Here is a 24,665-nt window from a genome sequence, read left to right as displayed (position 1 = left end):
CACGGATATTATGAAATTTTCAGATCTTAAATTAATTCTGTTTGTAGGAGGAATTTCAGTCTTCTGTATGCAACATACCTTTCAAAAGTACAAAACAGATTATGGTGAGGTTGCAGAACAATACAAAAAACCTGTACAATATTGGCCCAAACCTTCTATAGACGAAAGTGTCAACTGGAAGGAATTTGAAGCCATAGAATGGGATTCCAATTATTATGATATTCAGGACGCTCCTGAAGTAATGCTAGGTAAAAAACTGTTTTTTGATCCTAAACTATCTTCTTCCAGTCAGGTTTCCTGCAGCAGCTGTCATAATCCTGAATTGGGATGGGCAGACGGACAGGAAGTCGCACTGGGACATGATCATTTACAGGGAAAAAGGAATACTCAATCTCTTTTCAATATTGCGGACAGGAAATCTTATTTCTGGGACGGAAGAGCAAACACATTGGAACAGCAGCTTATTGGGCCTATTTCTGCCCATAATGAAATGAATATGAAACCGGAAAAACTTGCCGGAAAATTATCTAAGTATAAGGAATATAAAAAACTATTTAAAGAAGTTTATCAAAGTGATCAGATTACATTTGACAAGATTGCTCATGCATTAGCAACTTTTCAGAAAACGATAAGAAGCCAGCCCAGCAAGCTGGATAAGTTCATCAAAGGAGACCATAAAGCAATGACTGATCAAGAAATCTACGGAATGCATTTGTTCCGTACCAAAGCGAGATGCATGAAGTGCCACTACGGAAAAAACCTTACAGATGAATCTTTTCACAATATAGGCTTGACCTACTACAAAAGGGAGTATGAAGATCTTGGTTTATATCTTATTACAGGAAAAGCAGAGGATGTGGGAAAATTCAAAACACCTTCTTTAAGGGATCTTAATTATACCGCTCCATGGATGCACAATGGCCTGATGGATGATCTGCACGGGATTGTAAGTCTCTACAACAGCGGAATGCAGATGATTAATCCTACTGCTGAAGAAAAGAAGGCAGATCCGAACTTCCCTGTTACTGATCAGCACATGAAGCCTTTAAAGCTGAACGAACAGGAAATAGATGCCATCGTAGCCTTTTTAAAAAGTATGTCGGGGAGTTATTATAAAATGCCCAGACCAGAAATACCTAGAAAATAATCAATTGGTATAATTACTATTAAGCCCCATTATTTAAATAATCAGTTTAAATAATGGGGCTTAAAAATTTATATCATTATTCTCTTAAAACTTAAAGCCGATACTTAAATAAATTCTTGAGAAATCAAGCTGGCTGTTTCGGGAAACATTAATACTGATAGGACCTATAAGAGACTCGTAGCCCAAGTTTACTCCATAACCAAACATATCAAAACTATCATTGAATGGAGAAAATTCCTCACTCACTTTTCCATAGCTGAACGATGGCGTAAGATACAGCCTTTTCATAATTCTGTACTGAAGAGAGAATGCCACTTTCGCTACAGAAGTCATAGGAAGTTCTTTCTGGCGAAGACCATTGAATTCAGGGCTTAAAAGATCATAATTGTACTCACTTCCTCCTAAGTTATATTTCTGGTTCAGGAACAAATAAGGAACCTGATCTTCTCTTTTTGCCCCAAAACTGGCACCTAGAAACAAATTCACTTTTGCTGCCAATCTTCTTGTAACAGGGTAAGCAAAATTTTCGTTTACGGTAAAAGAAACAAGGTTTTTGGGCTCGTAATAGTAAGAGTCTTTTGGGTTCAAAATGGGGTATAAAAGAGGCTGCACTGTATTCAGATCATACAACTGATACTGGTCTCCATAATAGAACCTTGTACTCACCTGAAGATGATTCCCTTTGGTAAAGAAATATCTTTTGTTCAGGTTGTTCTGTTCAAATTTCAGAAAAGTATTGAAATTGCTGTGGTTATAAAGTTTCTTACTGTAATTATCTATTTTGGCCTGATCTACTTTATCCAGTAACGTATACATTCTTTCTGTACTGAACTCAGTTCCCACAGAAATAAAAGCATTGGGACTGACATTATAATTCAACGCTATTTTCGCGGTGATATTTCGGTACATATGGTTGGGAAAACGATCTCCGCCATCTTCACTTCCCATATCGTAAAGCCTGAAGTTCAAGTCATTACTTTTAAGATGAACCATTTTAGCTTCCAAATCCAGCCACAGACGTTCGCTTCTGTCTAAAAACTGCTGATAAGCCAATTTTGCCTTAAAACGTTCTGAGATATCCAACGTAGCAAGAAACCTGGATCTGTTCAGTAAAATATTTCGATAAGTATAGTTGACAATAATTCCGACAGACTGCTCGGTATCGTAGTGTAGAGCCAACTTAAAAGCTCCTTTTTTAGCTCTTTTCACAAAAATGTTCATGGCCAAAGCATCTCCAATATTCGTATAGGTATAGTATACTTTTATATACTGACGCATTCCAAATACTCTGTCTATTGCTTCATTTACGGTTTTTGCATCATAATACTTCCCTTCTGTAAGCCCCATTTGTTTCTTAATCACTTCAATCTCCGCAGAATCGGTCATTGGAGTACCATCTTCTTCATTAAAAGTGAATTTCGTGGTAGGAAGTTTCACTTCTTCTATCATCTGATGCTCGTAGGTAATTCCTAATTTCCGTTGCGTTTCTGCCAGTGCCACAAACTCAGGGAGGTGCTTTTTGGCCTCAATTTCACCTATTTTAATGATTCTTCTGAATCGTGCAAAATCCTTTGTCGTAATGTCTCCCAAAGGGTCTACAAAGTCAACCAGAATATTAGAGAGTTCTTTCTGATGCTTAAAGTCTTCTACCGAACGGATGGCGTGGGTCTGGTAGATCATTTTCATTGGATTCTCTATTTCCTTTTTGGTGAAAAGCCTGAAGCCCGTATATCCTCCAATCACAAAATCCGCACCCATCTCACGCACCTCATGGGCCGGATAATTTCGGTCCAGTCCACCATCTACAAGAAGTTTCCCATCAATATAAACGGGAGCAAAAGCTGCAGGGATTGCCAATGTGGAACGAATAGCCAAAGGTAAAGATCCCTTTTTCTGCATAACAAGACCACCATTTTCAATATCTGAAGATGTAAGCTCTACAGGAATTCTCAATTGGCTGAAATCGTTGATATGCTTGGCGTTGAATGTAAGCGTATTAAGAACTTCGCCCATATACTGCCCTTCAATATACGAGCTGGGAAGAGTTGGAACTCCCTTCACTACAGGAAACTCCAGAATATATTTATCATACTCGTCTTTCTCACTGATATTAACTTTATTATAGGGAATTTTATTGCTGAGAATTCTACTCCAGTCCATTTTATATATGGTATGTTTCAACTGGTCTGCGTTGTATCCCATTGCGTACAAACCACCCAGAATTCCCCCCATACTGGTTCCTGTGATATAATCTACTTTGATTCCCAGTGAATCAATCATTTTAAGAATGCCGATGTGGGCAAAGCCTTTGGCACCTCCACCGCTTAAAGCAAGACCAAATTTGGTATCTTTAGTAACTTTTTGAAGGGCGAGATCCAGAGAATCATTCCTTTGTTGAGATTTGATAATAAGAGAAAAAATAATCGCTAAAAATAACAGGCTTTTTTTCATGTTCAGTCCTTAGTTTGTGCCGTGTAAACTTTTAAAATTTTACTAAGGAGTAAAGATACATAAAAAATATACGGGTTAACTGACTGTTTTCATGAAGATACGTTAAAGGTCTCCTCCCTAAAAGTTGATGATTATTTTCATTAAAATACCTCCGAAAAAATAAGAAATCAAACCATATAAACGATTATGGTAAGACAAAACTTAATCTATGATTTGCTATTAAAAAATATTTAATACGTTTTCACAGTTTCCACAAAATTGATATCCGGATTCAGAATCTCAAGAATAAGACTTTTGACAGATTTCATCGCATCATCAATATTTCCTTTTTCGAACTGCAGCGAAACCATTCCTTTTTTTGCATCCGCGAAACTCCAGATTCCGGTTTCTATCGGATAGCCCCAAAATTCAGGAAGATGCTGTACCACATAATGATATATACACAGCTGAAGAGCCTGTTTTCTGTCACTGTTATGGAAATATTCCTCTACATTATCTCCGTCTATTTTTACAATGAGGTTTTTGATCTTTGCTGTTTTATAATCAATAATTCTCAGGGTTCCATTCAGCTTGTCAATTCTGTCAATAAATCCGAAAAAGGAGATTTTATCATTTCCTTCAAGGTAAAACTCTACGTTTTCAAACCTTCTTTCGATGTCTACAATTTCCAGTTTATTCCCTTGCTGTATCAATTCAAGATCATGATTCAATATATTCTCAATTACTTTTTTCGCAATAGCTTTGTGAATATAATTCATCCCTTTTTCGTAGAACTCAGGCTGATGCTTAAGCTTTTCAATGGCGATATTTATGTATTGATATACTGCTTTAACTGAATCTTTTAAATCACTTTCTTTTAAAACTTTACCCTTAAGTACTTCATACACTTCTTGAAGTGAATAGTGAACCAAATTTCCATAGTTTTTTATGGACAATTCCTCTTCAATTTCGTCCGACTCCGAAGTATTTAAAATCTTAGATAAGTAGAAATCTATCGGATTATAAAGATAACTGGTAAGGTGAGAAGCAGACACTTTCTCTTTCCATTTTTGCAGACGTTCCTGCACAATCGGGGTTTTAGAAATCTCTATCGGTTTTGTTGTAATAGGCTCAGAAGAATTCTCAATAATCAGATGTTCGATAGGATGTGAGCTTTCCATTTCAATCTGGGTAACGAAGCGGCTTTTCTCCCCAGTATTCACCCCGGAACTTAATGCGTTGTACAAAAGATGTACATTTTTCGCATCCTGAATCAATCGGTAGAAATGATAGGCATAAATACTGTCATTCTCAAGAAAAGTATGAAGATCAAAGAATCTTCGGATATCAAAAGGAATATAAGTATTCTGAGAGTTTCCAAGAGGCAGTTTTCCTTCGTTGACGGAAAGCATAATAACATTCTCAAAATTCAGGAGACGGGTTTCCAGCAATCCCATAATCTGAAGCCCCCTCAAAGGTTCCCCCTGAAAATCGATACTTTCTGAGTTAATATGCTGGTTGATCAAAATTTCCAGGGTTTCCATCTTGATCGTAATATTGTAGGGAGTCAGCTGATTTTTGATAATTCTGAATGCATTCTCAAAGTGCGATACATTTTCATATTGGATATCATCTATTTCAAGCCATTTTACATCCTGACAGAAGTCAATAAGCATATCCAGATATGCCTGTGTACTCTCTGCTTTCTTAAGGAGACTGAAATAAGAAAGACCGCCTAGCAGCTCTTCTAAAAGTGTTTTGGAGATATAAACAATATTTCTTTCTTCTACTTTCGTCTTAAAATCATTGATAATCTGCTCATCTTCAGCCGATTTTGGAAGTTCTTCCAGAATAGGAAAAATATCCCGGTAATAGTAAGAAGATTTATTTTTCTCCAGTTGCTTTTGCAGGTAGAAAAGTCTTTTTACCGCATTGGAAAAAGAAAGATTCTTCAACGGAAAACCCATTGTAATATTCAGAATTTCAATCTCGTGCATTACATCAAGACTTGCCGGAAGAAGATTTTCATCCAACAGTACTACCGCTGTATTGGAATATGTTTTATTGTTAATTTCTTTAAATATCTTGGGCAGAACTTTGGTTTGGGTAACGTTTCCGGAGACTTCATATACTTTGATATTTTTGGGCTGATTAAAGTCGTCTTCAATCCATTGAAAAGCTCTGTTATCATCAAATTCTTTCCATGTTTTATGATTTCTGAGAAATTTACCCGCTTCCTGTCTTTCGTCATCAAAATAATAACGGTCCGCCTGAAAAAAGCATTGAGCTTTGTTCCATTGCAAAAGATTTCGGACCAGCTTTTCTTCAACCGGGGTAAAAGCATTAAATCCACAAAAAACAAAATGTTCTTCGGTGTTTTTGGCAAAGTCGGAAATTTTAACTTTAGCAGTTTCATGGATCATCCCAGAAGTAGCCCAATTCTTTTCCTGCAGCCTTTGTTTGAGTTCCGGAAGAAAAACATTCATATTCTGCCAGAAATTAAGGAATTTCTTTCTTGGAACATCATCATCTTCTCCCAGATTTTGCGCCCATTCTTTGATCCTTTCCTCATCAAACATATATTGGAGAACGGCCTGATCGCTATCTGAAAACTTCAGAATATCATCCCAGTCTTTTTGCAAAGTAGGAAACCATTTCAGAAAATCTGAAAAATCGTCTCTGGGAATAAGATTCAGACTTCTGTACACATCAAAGGAAAACAACCAAAGCGGAATTCCCTGAATAGGCTGCTTATTCGAAATCGTATTGATAAGTTCCTCTACCGTAAAGAAATTCGGTAGAAATCCCGAATAATTCTTTTCTTCAAGAATTTCCCTGATAAATACGATAGGACGTTTTCCGGGCAGAACGATGTTAAACGCAGAAAGATCTGAGTTTTGGGCCAGAAGTTCGTTAATGATCTTATTGAGAAATTTCAAAGGGATTGGTAGCTTTTTAGGTTATCTAATTGTTCAGAAATAAGAATGTTGTATTCTGTCTGTTTTTCTTTATTGATGCCATGTCGGGTATCACGGTCATAGGCCATCTGAAAGTTTTTATAATCATTAGAAATTCCTTCATAAATAGATTTAAAGTATTTATTGTAATCTCCTGAATTTCTTATATTTTCAGCCACTAATTTCCTGAATTTTCTTACAAAAAGTTCAGCAATATCGAAATGCTTCTGTTCATGCAGAAGAACCTCATCATTGATCTTCGTAATGTCTTTCCAGGATCTTTCTTCGTTAAAAACGGTTGCTATTGTGACGGTAACCGGTAATTTCGGATTGGAAGATTTTAGTACAGAAAATTCCCAACCACAGTTGGTATGAGCTGCCACATTGGGGCTGTTCTTTCTGTTAACAGGGCTTTTAAAATTACCCCATTCCAGTTTTTTTTCTTCTTTCCAATTGATTTTCTGCCCAAATATAACTTGAGCAGTGAGTAAGCACAACACAAAAGTCAATTTCATTATTCTACCACAATTGTTTTGGTGATCCAGTTATTTCCACCATTCCAGAATTTAAAAGTATAGGTTCCTTTTCTTTGCGGATTGAAATTGATCTGGCTGGCACCTGTATAACTTTCCTGTTTACACGGTCCGTTTGTAACGTATCTGTAAGCTGTAACGGTTCTTTCAAGATTATTGTTATAAATATAATCATACCCATAAAAACCCTGACAATGAGATGGATAAGTAGAATAAGTTTTGATGCTTTGAATGGCAAAAACGTTCATGGTATCATTTACGATTTTTACACTGTCAATTTTAATTTTGCCAATAGATTCAACCGTTTCATAATCATCGTCGTTACATGATGTTAGAAACAGGCCAAACAATAATGCTGAAAATCCAAGATTTAAAATTGTTTTCATAACCTTCAATTTTGTGATTATTAACAAATATTTAGCAAAAATTATTCCTTACTCCTGCTAAATTACGAATTAAAATTACCTTTTGATACGTATACTACTTTTTTAGTATCAAAAAACTCTCCTTCAAAATAGTGTTTTAGGTTGAAAATCTCACACTTAAGTCCGGCAAGTTCTTCCGCAAGATCGCCGCCTTTTAGATATAAGATTCCGTTGTGCTTAGGGTTAAACTGTTCTTTTTCAAATTTACCTTTCAGCCATCTTAGGAATTCCGGCATCTGGGTAACCGCTCGGCTGACTACAAAGTGGAACTTTTCTTTCAGTTTTTCTGCTCTTCCGTGGATAGCCGTCACGTTTTTAAGGCCAACGCCTTCTGCTACGGCATTTACCACACTGATTTTCTTACCGATAGAATCAATAAGAGTAAATTCTGTATCAGGAAACAGAATAGCCAGAGGAATTCCCGGAAAACCTCCTCCGGTTCCAATATCCAAAACTTTAGTTCCCGGAGCAAATTCCATTACTTTGGCAATTCCTAAAGAATGCAGAATGTGCTTTTCGTACAGCGATTCCATATCTTTTCTGGAAATTACGTTGATCTTTTCATTCCATTCATTATACAAAGTTTCCAGTTGTTCAAACTGTCTTAACTGTGTTTCTGTAAGATCCGGAAAGTATTTTAATAGTAACGATGTAGACATATGAATTATTATAGTCTGCAAAAATAAGTTTTTATTGGCTTTATTCAAATTTTAACCGGGGTTATATTCAAAACAAAACGCTTGAGAACTTTTTTGGTTAATTGATTTCAATAGGATTATTGGTTTTCATCAGACGTCTTGCCATTTCAGCATCTGTATTCCCCTTCCCGGATTTTTTAAGATCATTAAGATCGAGTTGTGTAATGTAGCCGTCTTTCAGCTGTATTCCCATTGTTCCTGCTTTTGAATCCATATTAATGCTTTCAATATCATCTGGAGTAAAGGTATATCCGGATAGAAATTTCTTATAGTCGGCATTCGATGTTTTCTTATTGTTTTTAGGTAAAAGAGCAAAGATAGATTTCATCTTTTTCACCTGGATCAGATGAAAAGCATGATTATTTTCCGTATCATTGATCTTCACCACAAGCCCCGGAAGTCCGCTGAATTTGTAAGGACCGTCGCTGATCGGATAATCTTTACTGAACCAGGCCTCCCATTTTCGCCCTTTGTAGTCTGTAATAGCTCTCTGACAATTCATTCCGTCAATTTTCATAAATTCTTTCTGAACCTTCCACATGGGCATTTCCTGGTCTGCAATAACCAGATTTATCCCTTTGAACTTATCGTACAGATTCATTGTTTTTCCTGAATGATCCTTTTCAAGGATGTAATTCAGATTCCGGTCATACCTTTTACTGGTAAGAAGTGCCGGAAAATTTTTATCAACGTTGTAAGCGGAATCTCTTTCATACTTTACTGAATTATAAAAATACGATTTTCTGCCGTCGGAATCCAGATTCATATAATCTGTAATAATGGAGTCTTTCTTTGCAACATCAGGTTTCATTTTATATTCATATACAAAACGGTAATTCTGAGCAGAAAAGAGAGAAAAGGATAGTAAAAAAATGACTTTCAATGTCTTCTTCATAGGTTTTAGTTTTTGCTAAAATAAGCTTTATTTATTTAAACTAAATAGAAGAAACACAGCAATTACACTCGTTAAAAAACCTGACAAAAATCTTCCATTCAACTCTATTTTTATTCCATTTGCAAAACGTTTTTATTATATATTTGTTAAAATTCAAAAAATACATGGATAAACTTTCAGATAGAGTAAAAAGATTAGGATACTCACAGACTTTTGTAATGTCTAATAAGGCCAGAGAAATGAAAGCCAGCGGAATAGATGTAATCAGCTTAACTCTTGGTGAACCGGATTTTGATGTTCCGGACAATATTAAACAGGCCGCTTTCGATGCTATCAACGAAAATTACAGTCACTACTCTCCTGTTCCGGGATTTCTGGAACTGCGTGAGGCGATCGCTTATAAATTAAAAAGAGATAATAACCTGGAATACAAACCTACGCAGATTTGTGTATCCAACGGGGCAAAACAGTCTATTTTAAATGTTTTGGCGGCTATTATCAACGATGGGGATGAAGTATTGCTTCCGGCTCCTTATTGGGTAAGCTACGATGAAATGGTAAAAATGATGGGCGGTAATTCTGTTATGCTTCCTACCTCTTATGTAACGGATTTCAAAGTTACTGCAGAACAATTGGAAGAAGCCATCAATGAGAAAACTAAAGCTATTCTTTTCAGCTCGCCATGTAACCCTTCTGGAGGATATTACACGTATGATGAATTGAAATCTATCGCAAAAGTAGTGGCCAAATATCCTCATGTAACGATCATTTCTGATGAGATCTATGAATACATCAATTATGAAACAAAAACAACTTCTATTGCGCAGTTTCCTGAAGTGTATGAGCAGACGGCAGTAATCAACGGAATGTCGAAAGCTTTTGCAATGACCGGATGGAGAATCGGATATTCTGCCTGTCCGGAATGGCTGGCCAAGGCCTGTGAAAAAGTACAAGGACAAATGACCAGCGGAGCCAACACCGTAGCACAGAGAGCTTCCATAACCGCGTTAAAAACAGATCCTGCTGAATACAGATATATGATTGATGCCTTCAAGAAAAGAAGAGATCTCGTATATGATTTGATCAAAGAAATTCCTGGATTTAAAGTATTGCTTCCAAAAGCAGCCTTTTATTTCTTCCCGGACATTTCTCACTATATCGGAAAAACATTAAACGGAACTGAAATTAAAAATTCTGACGACTTCGCTATGTTTATTTTGGAGAATGCTCATGTAGGTTGTGTTGGCGGATATTCTTTCGGAAGCCCGGAATGTATCAGATTTTCCTACGCAGCTTCTGAAGAAGATTTAAAAGAAGCAATGAAGAGAATTAAAGAATTATTAGAAAAATTCAACTAAGAACCACATAAAAAAATAAAACACAGCCACACAACAATGAATTTGTTAAAAAAACTAACGATCGCTACCAGCATTGCTGCAGCCAGTTTTGCAGGATATGCTTATGGTCAGGATTTCCAATGGAAAGAAGCAACGTCTAATGGTTACCAATACAAGTATGTAACCAACGACCCTACTTCCGCAAGGTATTACACGTTAAAAAACGGTTTAACCGTTATCTTAAGTCCAACAAAAAAAGACCCGAGAATCCAGGTGTATATTGCTACAAAAGCAGGAAGTAAAACGGACCCTTCCAATCATACAGGGCTTGCTCATTATCTGGAGCATATGCTTTTTAAAGGAACCAACCAGTTTGGTTCTAAAGATTGGGCAAAGGAGAAACCTCTCTTGGATCAGATTGATGCTCTTTATGAGAAGTATAATCAGACCAAAGATGAAGCGAAAAGAAAAGAAATCTATAAAGAGATTGACAGAGTTTCCGGAGAAGCAGCCAAGTTCGCGATTGCTAATGAGTATGACAAAATGATGGCCGGAATGGGTGCAGACGGAACGAACGCTTTTACATCTTTCGAACAGACGGTTTACACAGAAGATATCCCGGCGAACGTTATAGACAAATTCCTTGCAGTACAGGCTGAAAGATTCAGAGAACCTGTGCTGAGACTTTTCCATACAGAGCTTGAAGCAGTATATGAAGAGAAAAACAGAACTCTTGATGATGATGGAGATAAAGTGTTTGACAGCATGTTTGCTAACCTTTTCCCTAACAACAACTACGGAAAGCAGACTACCATAGGAACCATAGAACACCTTAAGAATCCTTCTCTACACGCCATCAGAGAATATTACAACAACTATTACGTTCCCAACAATATGGGGGTCATCATGTCAGGAGACTTCAATCCGGATGAAGTGATTGCCAAAATTGACAAGGCTTTTTCTTACATGAAGTCAAAGCCGGTTCCTGAATATAAAGTAGGCCAGGAAAAACCCATCGCTTCTCCTGTAACAAAAGAAGTTGTTGGACCCAACCCTGAAAGCGTAATGCTTGGTTTCAGATTCCCGGGAGCTTCTACCAAAGATGCAAGATTGCTTAATCTTGTAGGAAATATGCTTACCAATGGACAGGCAGGCTTAATAGATTTGGATCTTGTAAAGAAACAGAAATTATTGGGAGCAGAAGCTTTTCCTTATGCTTTAAAAGATTATTCTGTTTTACTTTTACAGGGAAGACCTACCGAAGGACAATCTCTGGATGAAGTGAAAAACCTTCTCCTACAGGAAATTGACAAGCTTAAAAAGGGCGAATTTTCCGACGATCTGATACAGTCTATCGTAAACAACGAAAAGAAAAACATCATTCAGAAAGACGAAAAATATTCTTCAAGAGCAGGTATTCTGATGGATGAATTTACCTCAGAAGTCGATCATAGAGTGATGTTGGAATATGTGGAAGAAATTTCCAAGCTTACTAAAAAAGACATTATGGATTTTGCTTCCAAATATCTTCAAACCAACAATTATGTTGCGGTTTATAAAAGAAAAGGGGAAGACAAAAGCATTGTAAAAGTAGACAAACCAACCATTACTCCTGTTTCCGTAAACAGAGAAGATCAGTCTCCTTTCCTTAAAAAGATTGATGCAATGCCAGAGAACGCGATCTCTCCTGTTTGGCTCAATTATGATAAAGATATTGCCAAAAACAAACTGGGTGAAGTAGAGGTTCTTTCTGTGAAAAATACAGACAATGCCCTATTCAGAATGTACTACCATTTTGATTCAGGAAAATGGAACAACAAAATTCTTCCTTTAGCTGCAGAATATCTTCAGTATTTAGGGACAAAGGATAAGTCCTCAGAAACCATCAGCAAAGAGTTTTACAAACTGGCTTCAAGCTTCAATGTAAGTGCAGGGAATGAAGAAACGTATGTATCTCTTGAAGGGTTGAATGAAAATTTCGACAAAACCATTTCCCTGTTTGAAGATCTTATCAAAAACTGCCAGGCTGATCAGAAAGCATTGGATGCTTACAAAGCAAGATTGAAGAAGGCAAGAGCCAACGCTAAGCAGAACAAAGCGTCCATTATGGCCGGGTTGAGAAGTTATGCACAATATGGAACTCAAAACCCTTTCAACAATGTATTGAGCGATGCTGAGCTTGATGCTTTAAAAGCAGAAGACCTTATCAGCATACTTCGTGATCTGTTCAATTTCAAGCATAAAGTATTGTATTACGGACCGAAATCAGGAAATGAACTGGTTGCCTCATTACAACCAGTTCACAAGCTTCCTGCAACCCTGAAAGAACTCCCTAAGACAAAAACGTTCACTCAGATTCCAACGGATAAAAACAAAGTTCTTTTTGCTCATTATGATATGGTACAGGCTGAGATTTTCTGGGTAAGAAATTCAGACCAGTATAACCCAACCATTACACCAACTGTAAGTTTATTCAACAATTATTTTGGAGGCGGAATGGGATCTATTGTTTTCCAGACTATCAGAGAATCTAAAGCATTGGCCTACTCTACTTATTCTTACTTTGCGCTTCCGAACAAGAAGGCAGATAAAGATATGGTAATGGCTTATGTAGGAACACAGGCAGACAAATTCAACGAGTCGACTACGGCTATGAATGAACTTCTAACCACTCTTCCAAAGTCTGAACAATTATTTGAAACAGCCAAAAGCGGATTAAAAAAATCGATTGCGTCTGAAAGAATTACTCAGGACGGAATTATTTTCTCTTACCTGAAAGCACAAAGACTTGGTAACAATTCCGACATAAGAAAGAATGTTTACGAACAGGCTCCTAAGTTGTCTTTTGCAGACATCAATTCATTCCACGATAAGGAGATGAAAAACAAAAATTATACGTATTGTGTTGTTGCAGCACAAGACAAAGTAAATGAAGCTGATATGCAGAAATTAGGCGAGATTAAAAAACTTAATCTTACCGAAATATTTGGATATTAAAATAAAGAAAAAGCCCTGAAATCAGGGCTTTTTTATGCAATACACATCAAAAACAATTATAGATTTTATTTATCGAAATTCATTTGTTCGATAGACAAAACTTCTCTATATTTGCATAAGAAATTTAAATATAAAAACAGAAAATTATGTCTTTAGTAGGAAAAAAATTCCCAAATTTAACAATCGATGCAATGTCTGAAATGGGTGACGATCTAAGAATCAACATCCTTGATGAAGCAGTAAACAACCAACAAAAAGTTCTTTTATTCTGGTACCCAAAAGATTTCACTTTCGTTTGCCCTACAGAGCTTCACGCTTTCCAGGAGGCTTTAGGTGAATTCGAAAAAAGAAACACAAAAGTAATCGGTGCATCTTGTGATACAAATGAAGTACACTTCGCATGGTTAAACACTCCAAAAGATAACGGAGGTATTGAAGGAGTAACTTATCCACTTTTAGCTGATACTCACAGACAATTGGCTAACGCTCTAGGAATTGTAGATCAGGATTTTGAATACAATGAAGAAGGAGAAGAAGTTTTCACAGGTTCTAACGTAACTTACAGAGCAACTTACCTTATCGACGAAACTGGAAAAATCTTCCACGAAGCCGTAAACGATATGCCTCTAGGAAGAAACGTAAAAGAATTCTTAAGATTAATTGACGCTTACACACACGTTCAAAAACACGGTGAAGTATGTCCTGCAAACTGGGAAGAAGGAAAAGATGCAATGAAAGCTGACAGAACTTCTACTGCAGAGTACTTAGCGAAGAACTAATATAATGTGTTAATTTGAAAATGAGATAATTTGAAATTAATCTCAGGATAGTTAAAAATTATCTCATTTTCTTCTTTATAAAGCATTCGCACATTTTCAAATTAACAACTTTCAAATTACAATCATGTACACAGAATTAACCGAAGATACATTACAAAATATAGTTAACGACAACGAAAAAGTAGTTGTACAATATGGCGCAACATGGTGCGGAAACTGCAGAATCATGAAGCCTAAATTCAAAAAATTAGCCTCAGAAAACGATTCTATCCCGTTTTTATATGTAGATGCTGAAAAACTTCCTGAAAGTAGAAAATTAGCAAAAGTAGACAACTTACCTACTTTCGCGATCTTCAAAAACGGTGAATTGGTCAACCAGGTTCAGTCTAACCAGGCAGAAAGTTTAATTAATCTTTTTAACGAATTAGCATAATGAAATTACCTATCATCAGACAGTTTTATCAGAATCAGACTCCTGAAAATCTTGAGAAAACCTTAGAGGTTCTGGAAAGTTTCAGCGAGTTCAGAGGAACAAGTGAAGAAGATCTAAACGTTGCAGGAGAGCTTATTACCAACATCTGCGGTGCTTTAGAAGTTCATTCCAACGTACAGAACGGAATGAGTGAAAAAGATGCTTTAAACTCTTTTGCACAAAAAGTACTTGGGTCTATCGACAAATAATATTTTCAATACACAATTGAAAAACACAAAATTCCTGAGGTTTTCCTCATAACTATACTTCTTTATATTCCTCAATAATCAATTAGTTTCTGCGAAATCAGAACTTCAGAAAGCTCCCAAAGCAAGTATGAGGTAGTAATCGTATTGCTTATATTGAAGAATACCCAATCAAAATCCCGGTGAGTTTTCACTGGGATTTTTTGGTTTTACAGCTTATAATACCATAACACTAATAACACAAAGATTTCACACAAACACCACGAATAAATACATACTCAGCTTCATTAATCAAAAAATACGCTCAACGATCCGTGTAAATCCGTGAAATCCGTGGTCAAAAAAAAATCAAACACAACATGTATTGGAGCTAAGACTTGCATCCAAAAAGAAATAAAAAATCCCGATGAAAACTTCACCGGGACTGTATTGTATTAAAGAAATTCAATTAATTTCTTCTGCTCATCAGGATACTTAAAATATACCAAAATAAAAGCATAATAGAAGCAAAAAGCTGCAAAGCCGCTCCTACATACTGCTCTGTACCATAAGAATCTTTCAGTTTACTAGTCTGATACAAAATGGTTGCAGAAGCCAAAATAACCATTCCCACAGAGAACCATAGCCCTAAGTTGAAACCGAAAAGCATTCCTCCTGCAATGAGTCCGATTGAGATAAACCCTCCGATTACAATGATATTCCTTAAAAAAGAAAAATCTCTTTTAGAAGTAAAAGCAACCGCAGAAATACCGGCAAACATTGCAATAGTAAGCATTGCTGCCTGAAAGATCACATTTGCTCCCGCAATATTAACCGCAATAAAAAGCAAGGGCATAAAGATAACAGCTTCAAGCAGGATGTAAAACCCTAAACCAAGATACTGCGTCGACTTACTTTGTGACATTGACCATTTGGACGCTAAAACAGAAGCTAACCAGAATACTCCAATAATCAGAAGCCAAATATATCGCTGGCCAAACATCATCATAATAACTTCAGCGGGCACTGTTTTCAATAGAACCGTTTCCACTCCAATAAAGGCAAGAATTGACAAAGCAACGTGCAAATACGTCTTTTTGTAAAAATCCGCTTTCTCCATTTCTGAAGAATGAGCAACTAAAACATCGGTCTTCATAATTTATATTTTTTTGTTTAATTTATTTCATACTTTTTATTACCTCCAACATACATGACAGTAAAAAGAAAAGAATTATTACTTAGTGCTCGCAACCTTTTTAGGCTTCGGCTTTATCCCTAATATCTTTCCGTCATTTTCAAATACGGCAGTTACTATATTTTCCGGTGCTGCCAACTGATCGTCAGAATATTTATAAATAATCATCGGATAAGCCTTTCCATCCATCGTGGATTTATATCCTGATTTAAACAAAACAAGCGTCTTTTTAAAATCAATATCTGCAGACAGTTTTTTATAAACAACATCCGTCACCACTTCCTTGGCTTTTGGCGCAAGCAGGCTTTCCATCGTTTTTCTGTCTGAAGATTTTAAAGCAGCGATAAATTTGGTAAACTGAGCGTTATATATTGCTATTTTATCTTTATCCAATTCTGCCGGCAAATCCTTTTTCTGACTGCCTTCCACCTTCACATCAACAACCTTTTGGGCAAACATCAACTGCCCGATTATGATAGCAAGGCCTAGAAATAATTTTCTCATATGATCAAACTTATTATTTGGTGAAAATAAGTGATGGAAGATACGAAAATCACACCAATTCCAAAAATCTCATTGTATCCACATTATCCGCATAGGTATCCAGCCCCGGATTTTGTGCCTCACCAAAAGAAATTGAGTTTAATCCCAACTCGCTTTTAGCAACAATACACTGAATATTTTCTTCATTTTCAGCAATAAAATTCTTTACATCATCAAGAGATTCATAACGGCTAAAATTGATCACAGAAAGCGGACTGAACAACTTATCATCTTCTTTAAGCATCACAAAATTATTATCCCAGAATTTTTCCTGATTCAAAAGATAAACGGCCCTGTTATAATCATAATTGTTAGCATACTTGTTATGATGAATAATATCCTGGAAACCGATGAAACTTTCGAAAAGCCTGTCAATCACAAAATCCTGAGGAATAAAAATTCTTGTCACATTTCTGCATCCTAATCCGAAATACTGGAAAATATCCTCAGCCAGAAGCTTCATTTCTTCTTCTGTTTCATCGCCCTTCAAAACAGCAATAGAAGTTCTGTTTTTACGGATAATGCTTAAATGGTCTTTAAAATAATATTCAAGATATCTTGCTGTATTATTGCTTCCTGTCGCAATTACCGCATCAAAATTTTCCAACTTCTCTACCAGTTCGAACTGAACCTGACCATCAGAAAATGCATTCCACTTATTCAACAGGAACGGAATCAGATATTTATCTTTTGAAGACAGCTTAATTACAGGAATATGATTGCTCAGCACTACAGAAATTACATCATGAAGACCTACCAAAGGGATATTTCCAGCCAAAATTAGTCCTACTCGCTTTGAGGTTGTAGAGATTGAATAATTTTCAAGCCAGTTTTTGATATTGTCTTCTGTAAGAAGATCTGCCCATTGCTGTAAAGCAAATTTCTGATTTTCAATAGTAAACCATTGATTTTCAATTTTAGACTTGTTTAATAATAATTCAATATTAACATCATCTTCATTATAATCTTCTGTTTTCTTCGATAAAAACGCTTTTATATAATCGCTTAATTCAATAAGTCCTAAAACTTGATTTTCCGTATTCATAATTACTTTAAAAATTGGGGAATATTTTGTAATTTTGTGCAAATTTAAAAAAAATTAGCGATGGCTATTAAAATAACTGATGAATGCATTAACTGCGGGGCTTGCGAACCGGAATGTCCAAATAATGCAATATATGAAGGAGCCGTAGATTGGAAAGCTTCGGAAGGTACAAGTCTTCAGGGTACTATAACAATGCCTTCAGGTCTTACGATAGATGCTGATGCATCTCAGGAACCTGTAAGTGATGATGTTTATTTCATTGTAACAGATAAATGTACAGAATGTAAAGGATTCCATGAGGAGCCACAGTGTGCGGCTGTATGCCCAGTAGACTGCTGTGTTCCGGATGAGGATCATGTAGAATCTGAAGAGGCTCTACTTAATAAAAAAGCATTCTTACACGGCGAATAAAAAGACGCCGTCTCATGATCTTTGAGACGGCTTTTTTTACCCCCAAAAACATAATAATTCTCTATAGAAAACCACAAACAAAGCAAAAGGAATAGAATATATTCCGATAGCAACCAAAAAATAAAAATATGAACAAAAAGCACAACTTCAGCGCAGGGCCATGTATTTTACCACAAGAGGTATTTGAGAAATCAGCAGAGGCTATTTTGGATTTTAATGGTATCGGACTGTCTCTTCTTGAAATCTCTCACAGAAGTAAAGATTTCGTTGCGGTAATGGACGAAGCGCGTGCAATTGTAAAAAGGTTGATGAATCTTGGTGATGATTATGAAGTACTTTATTTAGGAAGCGGTGCCAGCATGCAGTTTGCTATGGTCCCTTATAATCTGATGAAAGTAGGAGGAAAAGCGGCTTATCTGGATACAGGAACATGGGCTGCGGGAGCTATTAAAGAAGCAAAAAAACTGGGGACAGTAGACGTTGTAGGATCTTCAAAAGAACAAAACTATTCTTTCATTCCTAAGGGCTATACTGTTGGTTCGGAATACGATTACTTCCACTGTACTTCCAATAATACCATTTATGGAACTCAGATGAAGTCTTTCCCTGAAGTGGATACCCTTATGGTATGTGATATGAGTTCTGATATTTTTTCAAGACAGCTTGATTTTTCTAAATTTGATTTAATCTACGCAGGAGCTCAAAAAAATATGGGACCTGCCGGAGTTACCCTTGTGGTGATTAAAAAAGAAATTCTTGGTAAAACAGGAAGAGAAAATATGTTGTCTATGCTGGATTATTCACAGCACATTTCTAAAGAATCGATGTACAATACTCCACCGGTATTCCCGATATATGCGTCTTTACTGACTCTTCAGCATCTTGAAAGAAATGGTGGAATTGCTGCTGCAGAACAAAGAAATGAAGCAAAAGCAAAACTTCTTTATGATGAAATAGACAGCAACCCGTTATTTGAAACATTCTGTGTAAAAGAAGACCGTTCTTTAATGAATGTATCTTTCAAAATTACAGATGAAAGTAAAAAAGAAGAATTTGATAATGCATGGAAAGCGGCAGGAATCAGTGGTTTAAATGGCCACAGAAGCCTTGGCGGATACAGAGCCAGCCTATACAACGCTTTAACGATTGAGAGCGTACAGGTATTGGTAGACGTAATGAAATCTATCAAATAATTTAAGTAATAAAAATTCAAAGATTGAAAGATGTAATAGCAGTTAATTTAAATTTATTAATTTGCGCCCCAGTTTTAAAATATTGAAATAGGTAAACCTTTCAATCTTTAAATCCAATAACACATGAAAGTTTTAGCAAACGATGGCATTTCAAAAGCAGGAGAACGTACTCTAAAAGAAGCCGGAATTGAAATTCTGGACAATAGAGTGGCCCAAGATCACGTTATTAATTTTATCAACGATAATAATGTGGATGTTCTTTTGGTGAGAAGTGCAACCAAAGTGAGACAAGATCTGATTGATGCATGCCCTGGTCTTAAAATCATAGGCAGAGGCGGTATCGGTATGGATAATATCGATGTTGAATACGCAAAAAGCAAAGGAATTAAAGTCATTAATACCCCTACAGCCTCCTCAAAATCGGTGGCAGAATTGGTATTCGGACATTTTATTTCATTGGCAAGATTCCTTCATGAATCCAACAGATTGATGCCTTTAGAAGGAGAAACTCACTTCAATGCCATGAAAAAATCATTCAGCAATGCGTATGAACTTTCAGGAAAAACATTAGGAGTAATTGGCTTCGGAAGCATTGGCCAGGAAGTTATCAAAATAGGAATTGCTTTAGGAATGAAAGTACAGGTTCTAACAAGAAGCCCTAAAACAGAAGTTCTTACGCTGAACTTCTTCGACGGCCAGTCTGTAAACTTCGAAATCACTTCCACCAATGATATGGATGCTTTCCTTAAAGATGCAGATTTTATCAGTATCAATACTCCTAAAACTCATGAATATATTATAGACACGCCTCAGTTTGAAAAAATGAAAGACGGTGTTTATATTGTCAATACTGCAAGAGGAGGCGTAATCAATGAAGTGACACTGATCGATTTTATCGAATCTGGAAAAGTAGCAGGAGCCGCTTTGGATGTTTTTGAAAACGAACCTACTCCGGAACTGCCTTTACTCATGAACCCGGCACTATCCCTTTCTCCTCATGTAGGAGGAAATACGGTAGATGCGCAAGAGAAAATCGGTGTCGAACTTGCAGAACAAATTATTAAGCTACAAAAAGAAACTATAAGATAAATATGCCTGTTTTTAAACCTTTCCGTGGAATAAGACCTCATAGAGACATCGAGAGCACTTTCCCTACACATCCTCTGGATAATTTTACCCAGGAAGAGATTGCAGAGAAAGCTCAAGTTGAGAATACTTACATCAATATGATTAAACCATACGTTGTAAGTAAATCTAAAGATATTGACCGGAACCTTAGAAAAATCCGTTCTACCTTTGAAGAACTTCTGGACGAAAAAAAATTGGTCCAGGACAATTCAGCCTACTATCTTTATGAGCAGATCTATCCCAACAAACAGGTTTTCAGAGGACTTCTGGGGCTAGCAAGTATTGAAGATTTCTGGGGTGGAAAAATCAAAAGACACGAAAGTACCATTCCTCAGAAAAAAGAAAAACTGGCTCATTACCTGGAAAAAGTAAACCTGCAGGCAGAACCCGTACTGCTTACCTACCCTGCCAATTCAAAAATTGAGTTGCTGATGAACCATGAAGAAAAGAATGTTCCGATCTTCAATCATATAGACTCTATTGGAATCAGACATAAAATCTGGCGAATAGACAATCGTCTGAAATTACAGCAGTTCAAAGAAGTAATCGATCAGATCGACTCTTTTTATATCGCTGACGGACACCATAGAATTGGATCTACAGCATTGAACGCAAAAAGACAAAAAGACAAAAACAAAAGACATAATGGAACAGAACAGTACAACTTTGTATACAGCTTCATCGTATCCAACCAATCGATTAAAATTCACGATTATAACAGAATTTTACATGATCTGAACGGTGTTTCCTCTGAAGATTTCCTGAAGGAGCTGGACAAATATTTCCTGATCCACGAGAAAGGAGAAACACCATACTATCCTTCTCAGAAATTCCACATTTCAATGTATCTGGATGGGAAGTTCTACTCTCTTCACGTGAAGCATGATCTTCGTTCCAAAGAAATGTCTCTGGATAATCTGGACCACCATCTTTTAGATAAATACATTTTCAAAAATATTTTAAAAATTGAAGATCCGGACAGCTCTGAACTTATTTCTTATGTAAAAGGAACTTCCAACATCAATGGAATCAATATTTTAAAAGAAAAAATAGACGCTGGTGAAGGTAAAGTAGGTTTTGGGATTTATCCTGTAAGTTTTAATGATATGATTAAAATTTCAGATCTGAAACTGAGTATGCCTCCAAAATGTACATTCATTGAGCCAAAATTAATTACAGCTCTTTTAATGTACGATATGAAACCTTAATAAATTCCTAATTTTTCCCTACTTTTATCATCGGAAAAAGAAAGGTAAATAAAAAATGAAAAAAATATTCATTATACTTCCACTCTTTTTGAGTGGATTTTTATTTTCTCAAAAAAAACCACAGAAAAAACCTGCCAATAAAACAGCTATTCCTGTAAAATTAAATTACCATGAGGAATTCAAAAAGATCTCAGATGAGATTATGACCAATGGTAAAGCTTATGACAATCTTGGAGAACTTACAAAAGGCATCGGGCCTCGTTTTAGCGCTACTCCGGGATATGCAAAAGCTGTAGAATGGGCAGAGAAAAAGTTCAAAGAAATCGGTATCAACATGATCTGGAGACAAGAAGCCAAAGCTCCTGTCTGGGTACGCGGAAAAGAATCTCTACACATAAAAACCGAAAATGGAGACTGGAAAAACATCAGAATGCTTTCTTTCGGAAACTCTCAGGGAACAGGCGGAAAAGACCTTACAGGTGAAATTGTTTTAATCAATTCCACTTCAGATCTTAACGCAATGTCAATAGGACAGTTAAAAGATAAAATAGTTTTCGTAAACGTTCCTATGGACCCGAAAATTATCAACACCAGTGACTCTTATTTACAGACAGCAAAATCAAAGTTAATTTCTGCTTCTGTTATTGCAAAAACAGGAGCAAAAGCATTAATCATAAGATCATTAACGACGGCTAATGACGATACGCCTCATGCCAAAATGATTTACTATGAGCCGGATGACAAAATTAAAATCCCCGCTTTATCAATTGGCGTAAAATCGGCAGATGAATTAGAGAAAACAATAAAAAAGCAAAAGGTTACGGCCAAAATCAACATGACAGCCGAATCTAAAGGAGAAACTACCAATCCGAATATTATTGCTGAAATTCAAGGTAAAAAAGACGCTAAAGTCATTGTTTTAGGAGCCCAGCTGGATTCCTGGGACTTTGGTGAAGGAGCAATAGATGATGGAACCGGAGTTGTTCAGTGTATCGAAGTCTTAAGAACCTTAAAAGCACTCGGGTATGAAAACAACCATACCATTCGTGTCGTTTTATTTGCCAACAGTGAAAATGGCGGCCAAGGCCGAGAAATGTATGCCGCTTATATAAAGAAGAAAGACGAAAAACACGTATTTGCTCTAGGTACAGATGCCGGTGGCTACTCTCCAAGAGGTTTTTCACTGGATATGTCTCCTCAGAGAAGAAGACTCATTTATCCCTGGAAAGAATATTTTCTTCCTTATGGAGTATATGATTTTGACCAAACCGAAGCTATCCAGGACATTTCTCCTTTAAAAAAACTGGATATTCCTCTAGCCGAACTTGTGGTTGACACTCAAAGATATTTTGATTATCACCATTCTGAACAGGATACTTTCGATAAAGTGAATAAAAGAGAACTTCTACTGGGAGCCGTTGCAATAACGCAAATGATTTTTATGGTAGATAAAAACTGGTAAGATGGAAGGGACATTTGGCAACATCAGATGAAACCATTTCCAGACACAAATTATTTATAGGATCAATAAAATTGGTAACAATGAAAAAGATATTAGGAACTTCACTATTACTTTTTGGAATGGCTGCTTTTGCCCAAACCAAAGAGGATTCCATACAATTCAATAAAATTTCTACAGAGATTTTGAACAATGGAAAAGGATACAACGAACTTAGAGAACTTACGAAAAATATAGGCCATCGTTTAAGCGGTTCAGAAGCTTACGAAAAGTCTGTAAAGTGGGCAGAACAGAAGCTTCGTAATGCCGGAGCGGACAAAGTCTGGCTTCAGGAAGTAATGATCCCGGTTTGGGAAAGAGGAAAAGAATCTCTATACATTCAAACTTCCGACGGAAGATGGAGAAGTTTAAAGATGCTGTCATTAGGAAATTCTGAAGGAACCGGAGGAAAAGATGTTTCCGGAGAAATTATCATGGTAAAATCTATGGAAGAATATGATAAGCTTCCTGCGGAAAAGGTAAAAGATAAAATTATATTCTTCAACTACCCTTTCAATCAGTCTTTTATAGAAACTTTTAAAGGATATAGTGATGCTGCGAAATACAGAACAACCGCCGCATCTTTAACGGCCAAAAAAGGAGGAAAGTTTGCTATTATCAGATCGCTTTCTTCTGCTTTCGACAACGTTCCTCACACCGGAGCAATGCGTTATGAAAATAATGTTTCCAAAATTCCGGCTGTTGCTGTTGGAAACACCACTGCAAACGAACTGGAAGCGCTGTTGAAAAGTCAGAAAGTCACTGCCAAACTTAATTCCAATTGTGGTATGAAGGGGGAAAAGCTTTCGCACTCTGTGATCGGAGAAATTACTGGTAAAAAAGACCAAAGCGTGATCCTTGTTGGCGGGCATCTCGATTCCTGGGATGTTGGTGAAGGAGCTCATGACGACGGTGCAGGAATTGTTCAAAGCATTGAAGTATTGAGAACTTTTAAAAAGCTGGGCATCCAAAACAATCATACGATCAGAGTGGTTTGTTTTGCGAATGAAGAAAATGGTGTAAAAGGAGGAATACAATATGGTAAAACCGTAAAAGAAAATAACGAAAAACATCTCTTTGCGATTGAAACCGATGCCGGAGGTTTTGCTCCAAGAGGAATTGCTCTTGATATGGACGATGCCAAGAGAAATCAGATTAAAAGCTGGTCAAAACTATTCCTTCCTTACGGAGTGTATAACTTTGAAGAAAGGTTCTCGGGAACAGATCTCTATCCGCTTCATGACATGGGAATTCCTGCTGCAGAGTTAATGCCGGATTCGCAGCGTTACTTTGACATTCACCATACAGAAGAAGATACTTTTGAAAAGGTAAACCGAAGAGAACTTTTATTGGGTGCCACAACTTTGACGCAGATCATTTATATGATTGATAAAAACTGGTAAAATATGAAACCGTCTGTAAAGGCGGTTTTCTTTTTTTAAAACGATAAGCCTCCATTCAATAGAAAATATTTAAACCACATAATTCACAGATTAACACAGATGACTGGGGAAATTTTTAAAGAATAGATTTTGAATCATTCTATTGGTGATATTTCTGCAAAGATAATCTCGAAATAATATATTTAA

At 36.5% G+C, this 24,665-nt stretch carries 21 protein-coding genes; 12 read left to right on the top strand and 9 right to left on the bottom strand.

Going from position 1 to position 24,665, the window contains the following annotated elements; translation table 11 throughout:
- Positions 1-10 precede the first annotated feature (10 nt).
- Positions 11-1,147: a cytochrome-c peroxidase gene (locus ACL9RH_RS03680; RefSeq protein ID WP_422691987.1), complete on the top strand. Its 1,137-nt coding sequence runs from the start codon at positions 11-13 to the stop codon at positions 1,145-1,147.
- An 84-nt stretch (positions 1,148-1,231) separates the two neighbouring features.
- On the opposite strand, the gene ACL9RH_RS03675 is transcribed toward ACL9RH_RS03680, so the two are convergent.
- From ACL9RH_RS03675 to ACL9RH_RS03650, 6 genes are all read right to left on the bottom strand, one after another.
- Positions 1,232-3,598, bottom strand: coding sequence for a patatin-like phospholipase family protein (locus ACL9RH_RS03675; protein ID WP_422691986.1), 2,367 nt, complete (start codon positions 3,596-3,598; stop codon positions 1,232-1,234).
- 230 nt (positions 3,599-3,828) lie between these two features.
- Complete coding sequence (locus ACL9RH_RS03670) at positions 3,829-6,516, bottom strand: PD-(D/E)XK nuclease family protein (protein ID WP_422691985.1); 2,688 nt, start codon at positions 6,514-6,516, stop codon at positions 3,829-3,831.
- On the bottom strand, positions 6,513-7,049 hold the full coding sequence (locus ACL9RH_RS03665) for a DUF922 domain-containing protein (protein ID WP_422691984.1): 537 nt from the start codon (positions 7,047-7,049) through the stop codon (positions 6,513-6,515). Before ACL9RH_RS03665 ends, ACL9RH_RS03670 begins: the two co-directional genes overlap by 4 nt.
- Positions 7,049-7,453 (bottom strand): hypothetical protein, encoded by a 405-nt coding sequence (locus ACL9RH_RS03660; RefSeq protein WP_422691983.1) that lies wholly within the window; start codon positions 7,451-7,453, stop codon positions 7,049-7,051. Before ACL9RH_RS03660 ends, ACL9RH_RS03665 begins: the two co-directional genes overlap by 1 nt.
- A gap of 62 nt (positions 7,454-7,515) precedes the next feature.
- A complete protein-coding gene (gene rsmG, locus ACL9RH_RS03655; RefSeq protein WP_422691982.1) occupies positions 7,516-8,151 on the bottom strand; it encodes a 16S rRNA (guanine(527)-N(7))-methyltransferase RsmG in 636 nt (211 codons plus the stop codon).
- 97 nt (positions 8,152-8,248) lie between these two features.
- A complete protein-coding gene (locus ACL9RH_RS03650) occupies positions 8,249-9,085 on the bottom strand; it encodes a GLPGLI family protein (RefSeq protein WP_422691981.1) in 837 nt (278 codons plus the stop codon).
- Positions 9,086-9,249: 164 nt separating this feature from the next.
- On the opposite strand from ACL9RH_RS03650, the gene ACL9RH_RS03645 reads away from it, so the two are divergent.
- From ACL9RH_RS03645 to ACL9RH_RS03625, 5 genes are all read left to right on the top strand, one after another.
- Entirely contained in the window at positions 9,250-10,443 is a 1,194-nt protein-coding gene (locus ACL9RH_RS03645; RefSeq protein WP_422691980.1) for a pyridoxal phosphate-dependent aminotransferase, read from the top strand.
- A 36-nt stretch (positions 10,444-10,479) separates the two neighbouring features.
- Positions 10,480-13,419 carry a M16 family metallopeptidase gene (locus ACL9RH_RS03640; protein ID WP_422691979.1) on the top strand — a complete coding sequence of 980 codons (2,940 nt, stop codon included), beginning with the start codon at positions 10,480-10,482 and terminating at the stop codon, positions 13,417-13,419.
- 146 nt (positions 13,420-13,565) lie between these two features.
- On the top strand, positions 13,566-14,198 hold the full coding sequence (locus ACL9RH_RS03635; protein WP_422691978.1) for a peroxiredoxin: 633 nt from the start codon (positions 13,566-13,568) through the stop codon (positions 14,196-14,198).
- Between the two features lie 124 nt (positions 14,199-14,322).
- On the top strand, positions 14,323-14,631 hold the full coding sequence (locus tag ACL9RH_RS03630) for a thioredoxin family protein (protein ID WP_034698499.1): 309 nt from the start codon (positions 14,323-14,325) through the stop codon (positions 14,629-14,631).
- Entirely contained in the window at positions 14,631-14,879 is a 249-nt protein-coding gene (locus ACL9RH_RS03625) for a DUF6952 family protein (RefSeq protein ID WP_422691977.1), read from the top strand. Before ACL9RH_RS03630 ends, ACL9RH_RS03625 begins: the two co-directional genes overlap by 1 nt.
- 445 nt (positions 14,880-15,324) lie before the next feature.
- Here ACL9RH_RS03625 and ACL9RH_RS03620 read toward each other — a convergent pair whose 3' ends face one another.
- From ACL9RH_RS03620 to ACL9RH_RS03610, 3 genes are all read right to left on the bottom strand, one after another.
- Complete coding sequence (locus tag ACL9RH_RS03620) at positions 15,325-16,011, bottom strand: Bax inhibitor-1/YccA family protein (RefSeq protein ID WP_422691976.1); 687 nt, start codon at positions 16,009-16,011, stop codon at positions 15,325-15,327.
- Positions 16,012-16,089: 78 nt separating this feature from the next.
- Entirely contained in the window at positions 16,090-16,554 is a 465-nt protein-coding gene (locus ACL9RH_RS03615) for a peptidylprolyl isomerase (RefSeq protein WP_422691975.1), read from the bottom strand.
- Between the two features lie 49 nt (positions 16,555-16,603).
- Positions 16,604-17,638 carry an acyl-CoA reductase gene (locus tag ACL9RH_RS03610; protein WP_422691974.1) on the bottom strand — a complete coding sequence of 345 codons (1,035 nt, stop codon included), beginning with the start codon at positions 17,636-17,638 and terminating at the stop codon, positions 16,604-16,606.
- A gap of 60 nt (positions 17,639-17,698) precedes the next feature.
- Between ACL9RH_RS03610 and ACL9RH_RS03605 the strand changes: the two genes are divergently transcribed.
- The 6 genes from ACL9RH_RS03605 (at position 17,699) to ACL9RH_RS03580 (ending at position 24,479) form a co-directional block, all read left to right on the top strand.
- Entirely contained in the window at positions 17,699-18,049 is a 351-nt protein-coding gene (locus ACL9RH_RS03605; RefSeq protein ID WP_422691973.1) for a 4Fe-4S dicluster domain-containing protein, read from the top strand.
- A 128-nt stretch (positions 18,050-18,177) separates the two neighbouring features.
- The gene (gene serC / locus ACL9RH_RS03600) at positions 18,178-19,242 is read left to right on the top strand and encodes a 3-phosphoserine/phosphohydroxythreonine transaminase (RefSeq protein ID WP_422691972.1); all 1,065 of its coding nucleotides are present in this window, start codon (positions 18,178-18,180) and stop codon (positions 19,240-19,242) included.
- 123 nt (positions 19,243-19,365) lie between these two features.
- Entirely contained in the window at positions 19,366-20,331 is a 966-nt protein-coding gene (locus ACL9RH_RS03595; RefSeq protein WP_422691971.1) for a D-2-hydroxyacid dehydrogenase, read from the top strand.
- Between the two features lie 2 nt (positions 20,332-20,333).
- On the top strand, positions 20,334-21,578 hold the full coding sequence (locus ACL9RH_RS03590; RefSeq protein ID WP_422691970.1) for a DUF1015 domain-containing protein: 1,245 nt from the start codon (positions 20,334-20,336) through the stop codon (positions 21,576-21,578).
- 55 nt (positions 21,579-21,633) lie between these two features.
- Positions 21,634-23,040 carry a M28 family peptidase gene (locus ACL9RH_RS03585; protein WP_422691969.1) on the top strand — a complete coding sequence of 469 codons (1,407 nt, stop codon included), beginning with the start codon at positions 21,634-21,636 and terminating at the stop codon, positions 23,038-23,040.
- Between the two features lie 80 nt (positions 23,041-23,120).
- Complete coding sequence (locus ACL9RH_RS03580) at positions 23,121-24,479, top strand: M20/M25/M40 family metallo-hydrolase (RefSeq protein ID WP_422691968.1); 1,359 nt, start codon at positions 23,121-23,123, stop codon at positions 24,477-24,479.
- Positions 24,480-24,665: the final 186 nt, after the last annotated feature.

The sequence above is a fragment of the Chryseobacterium sp. Mn2064 genome, assembly GCF_049319685.1.
GTDB lineage: Bacteria > Bacteroidota > Bacteroidia > Flavobacteriales > Weeksellaceae > Chryseobacterium.
Note: the sequence above shows the minus strand (reverse complement) of the source record. Positions and strands in the feature narration are given on the sequence as shown.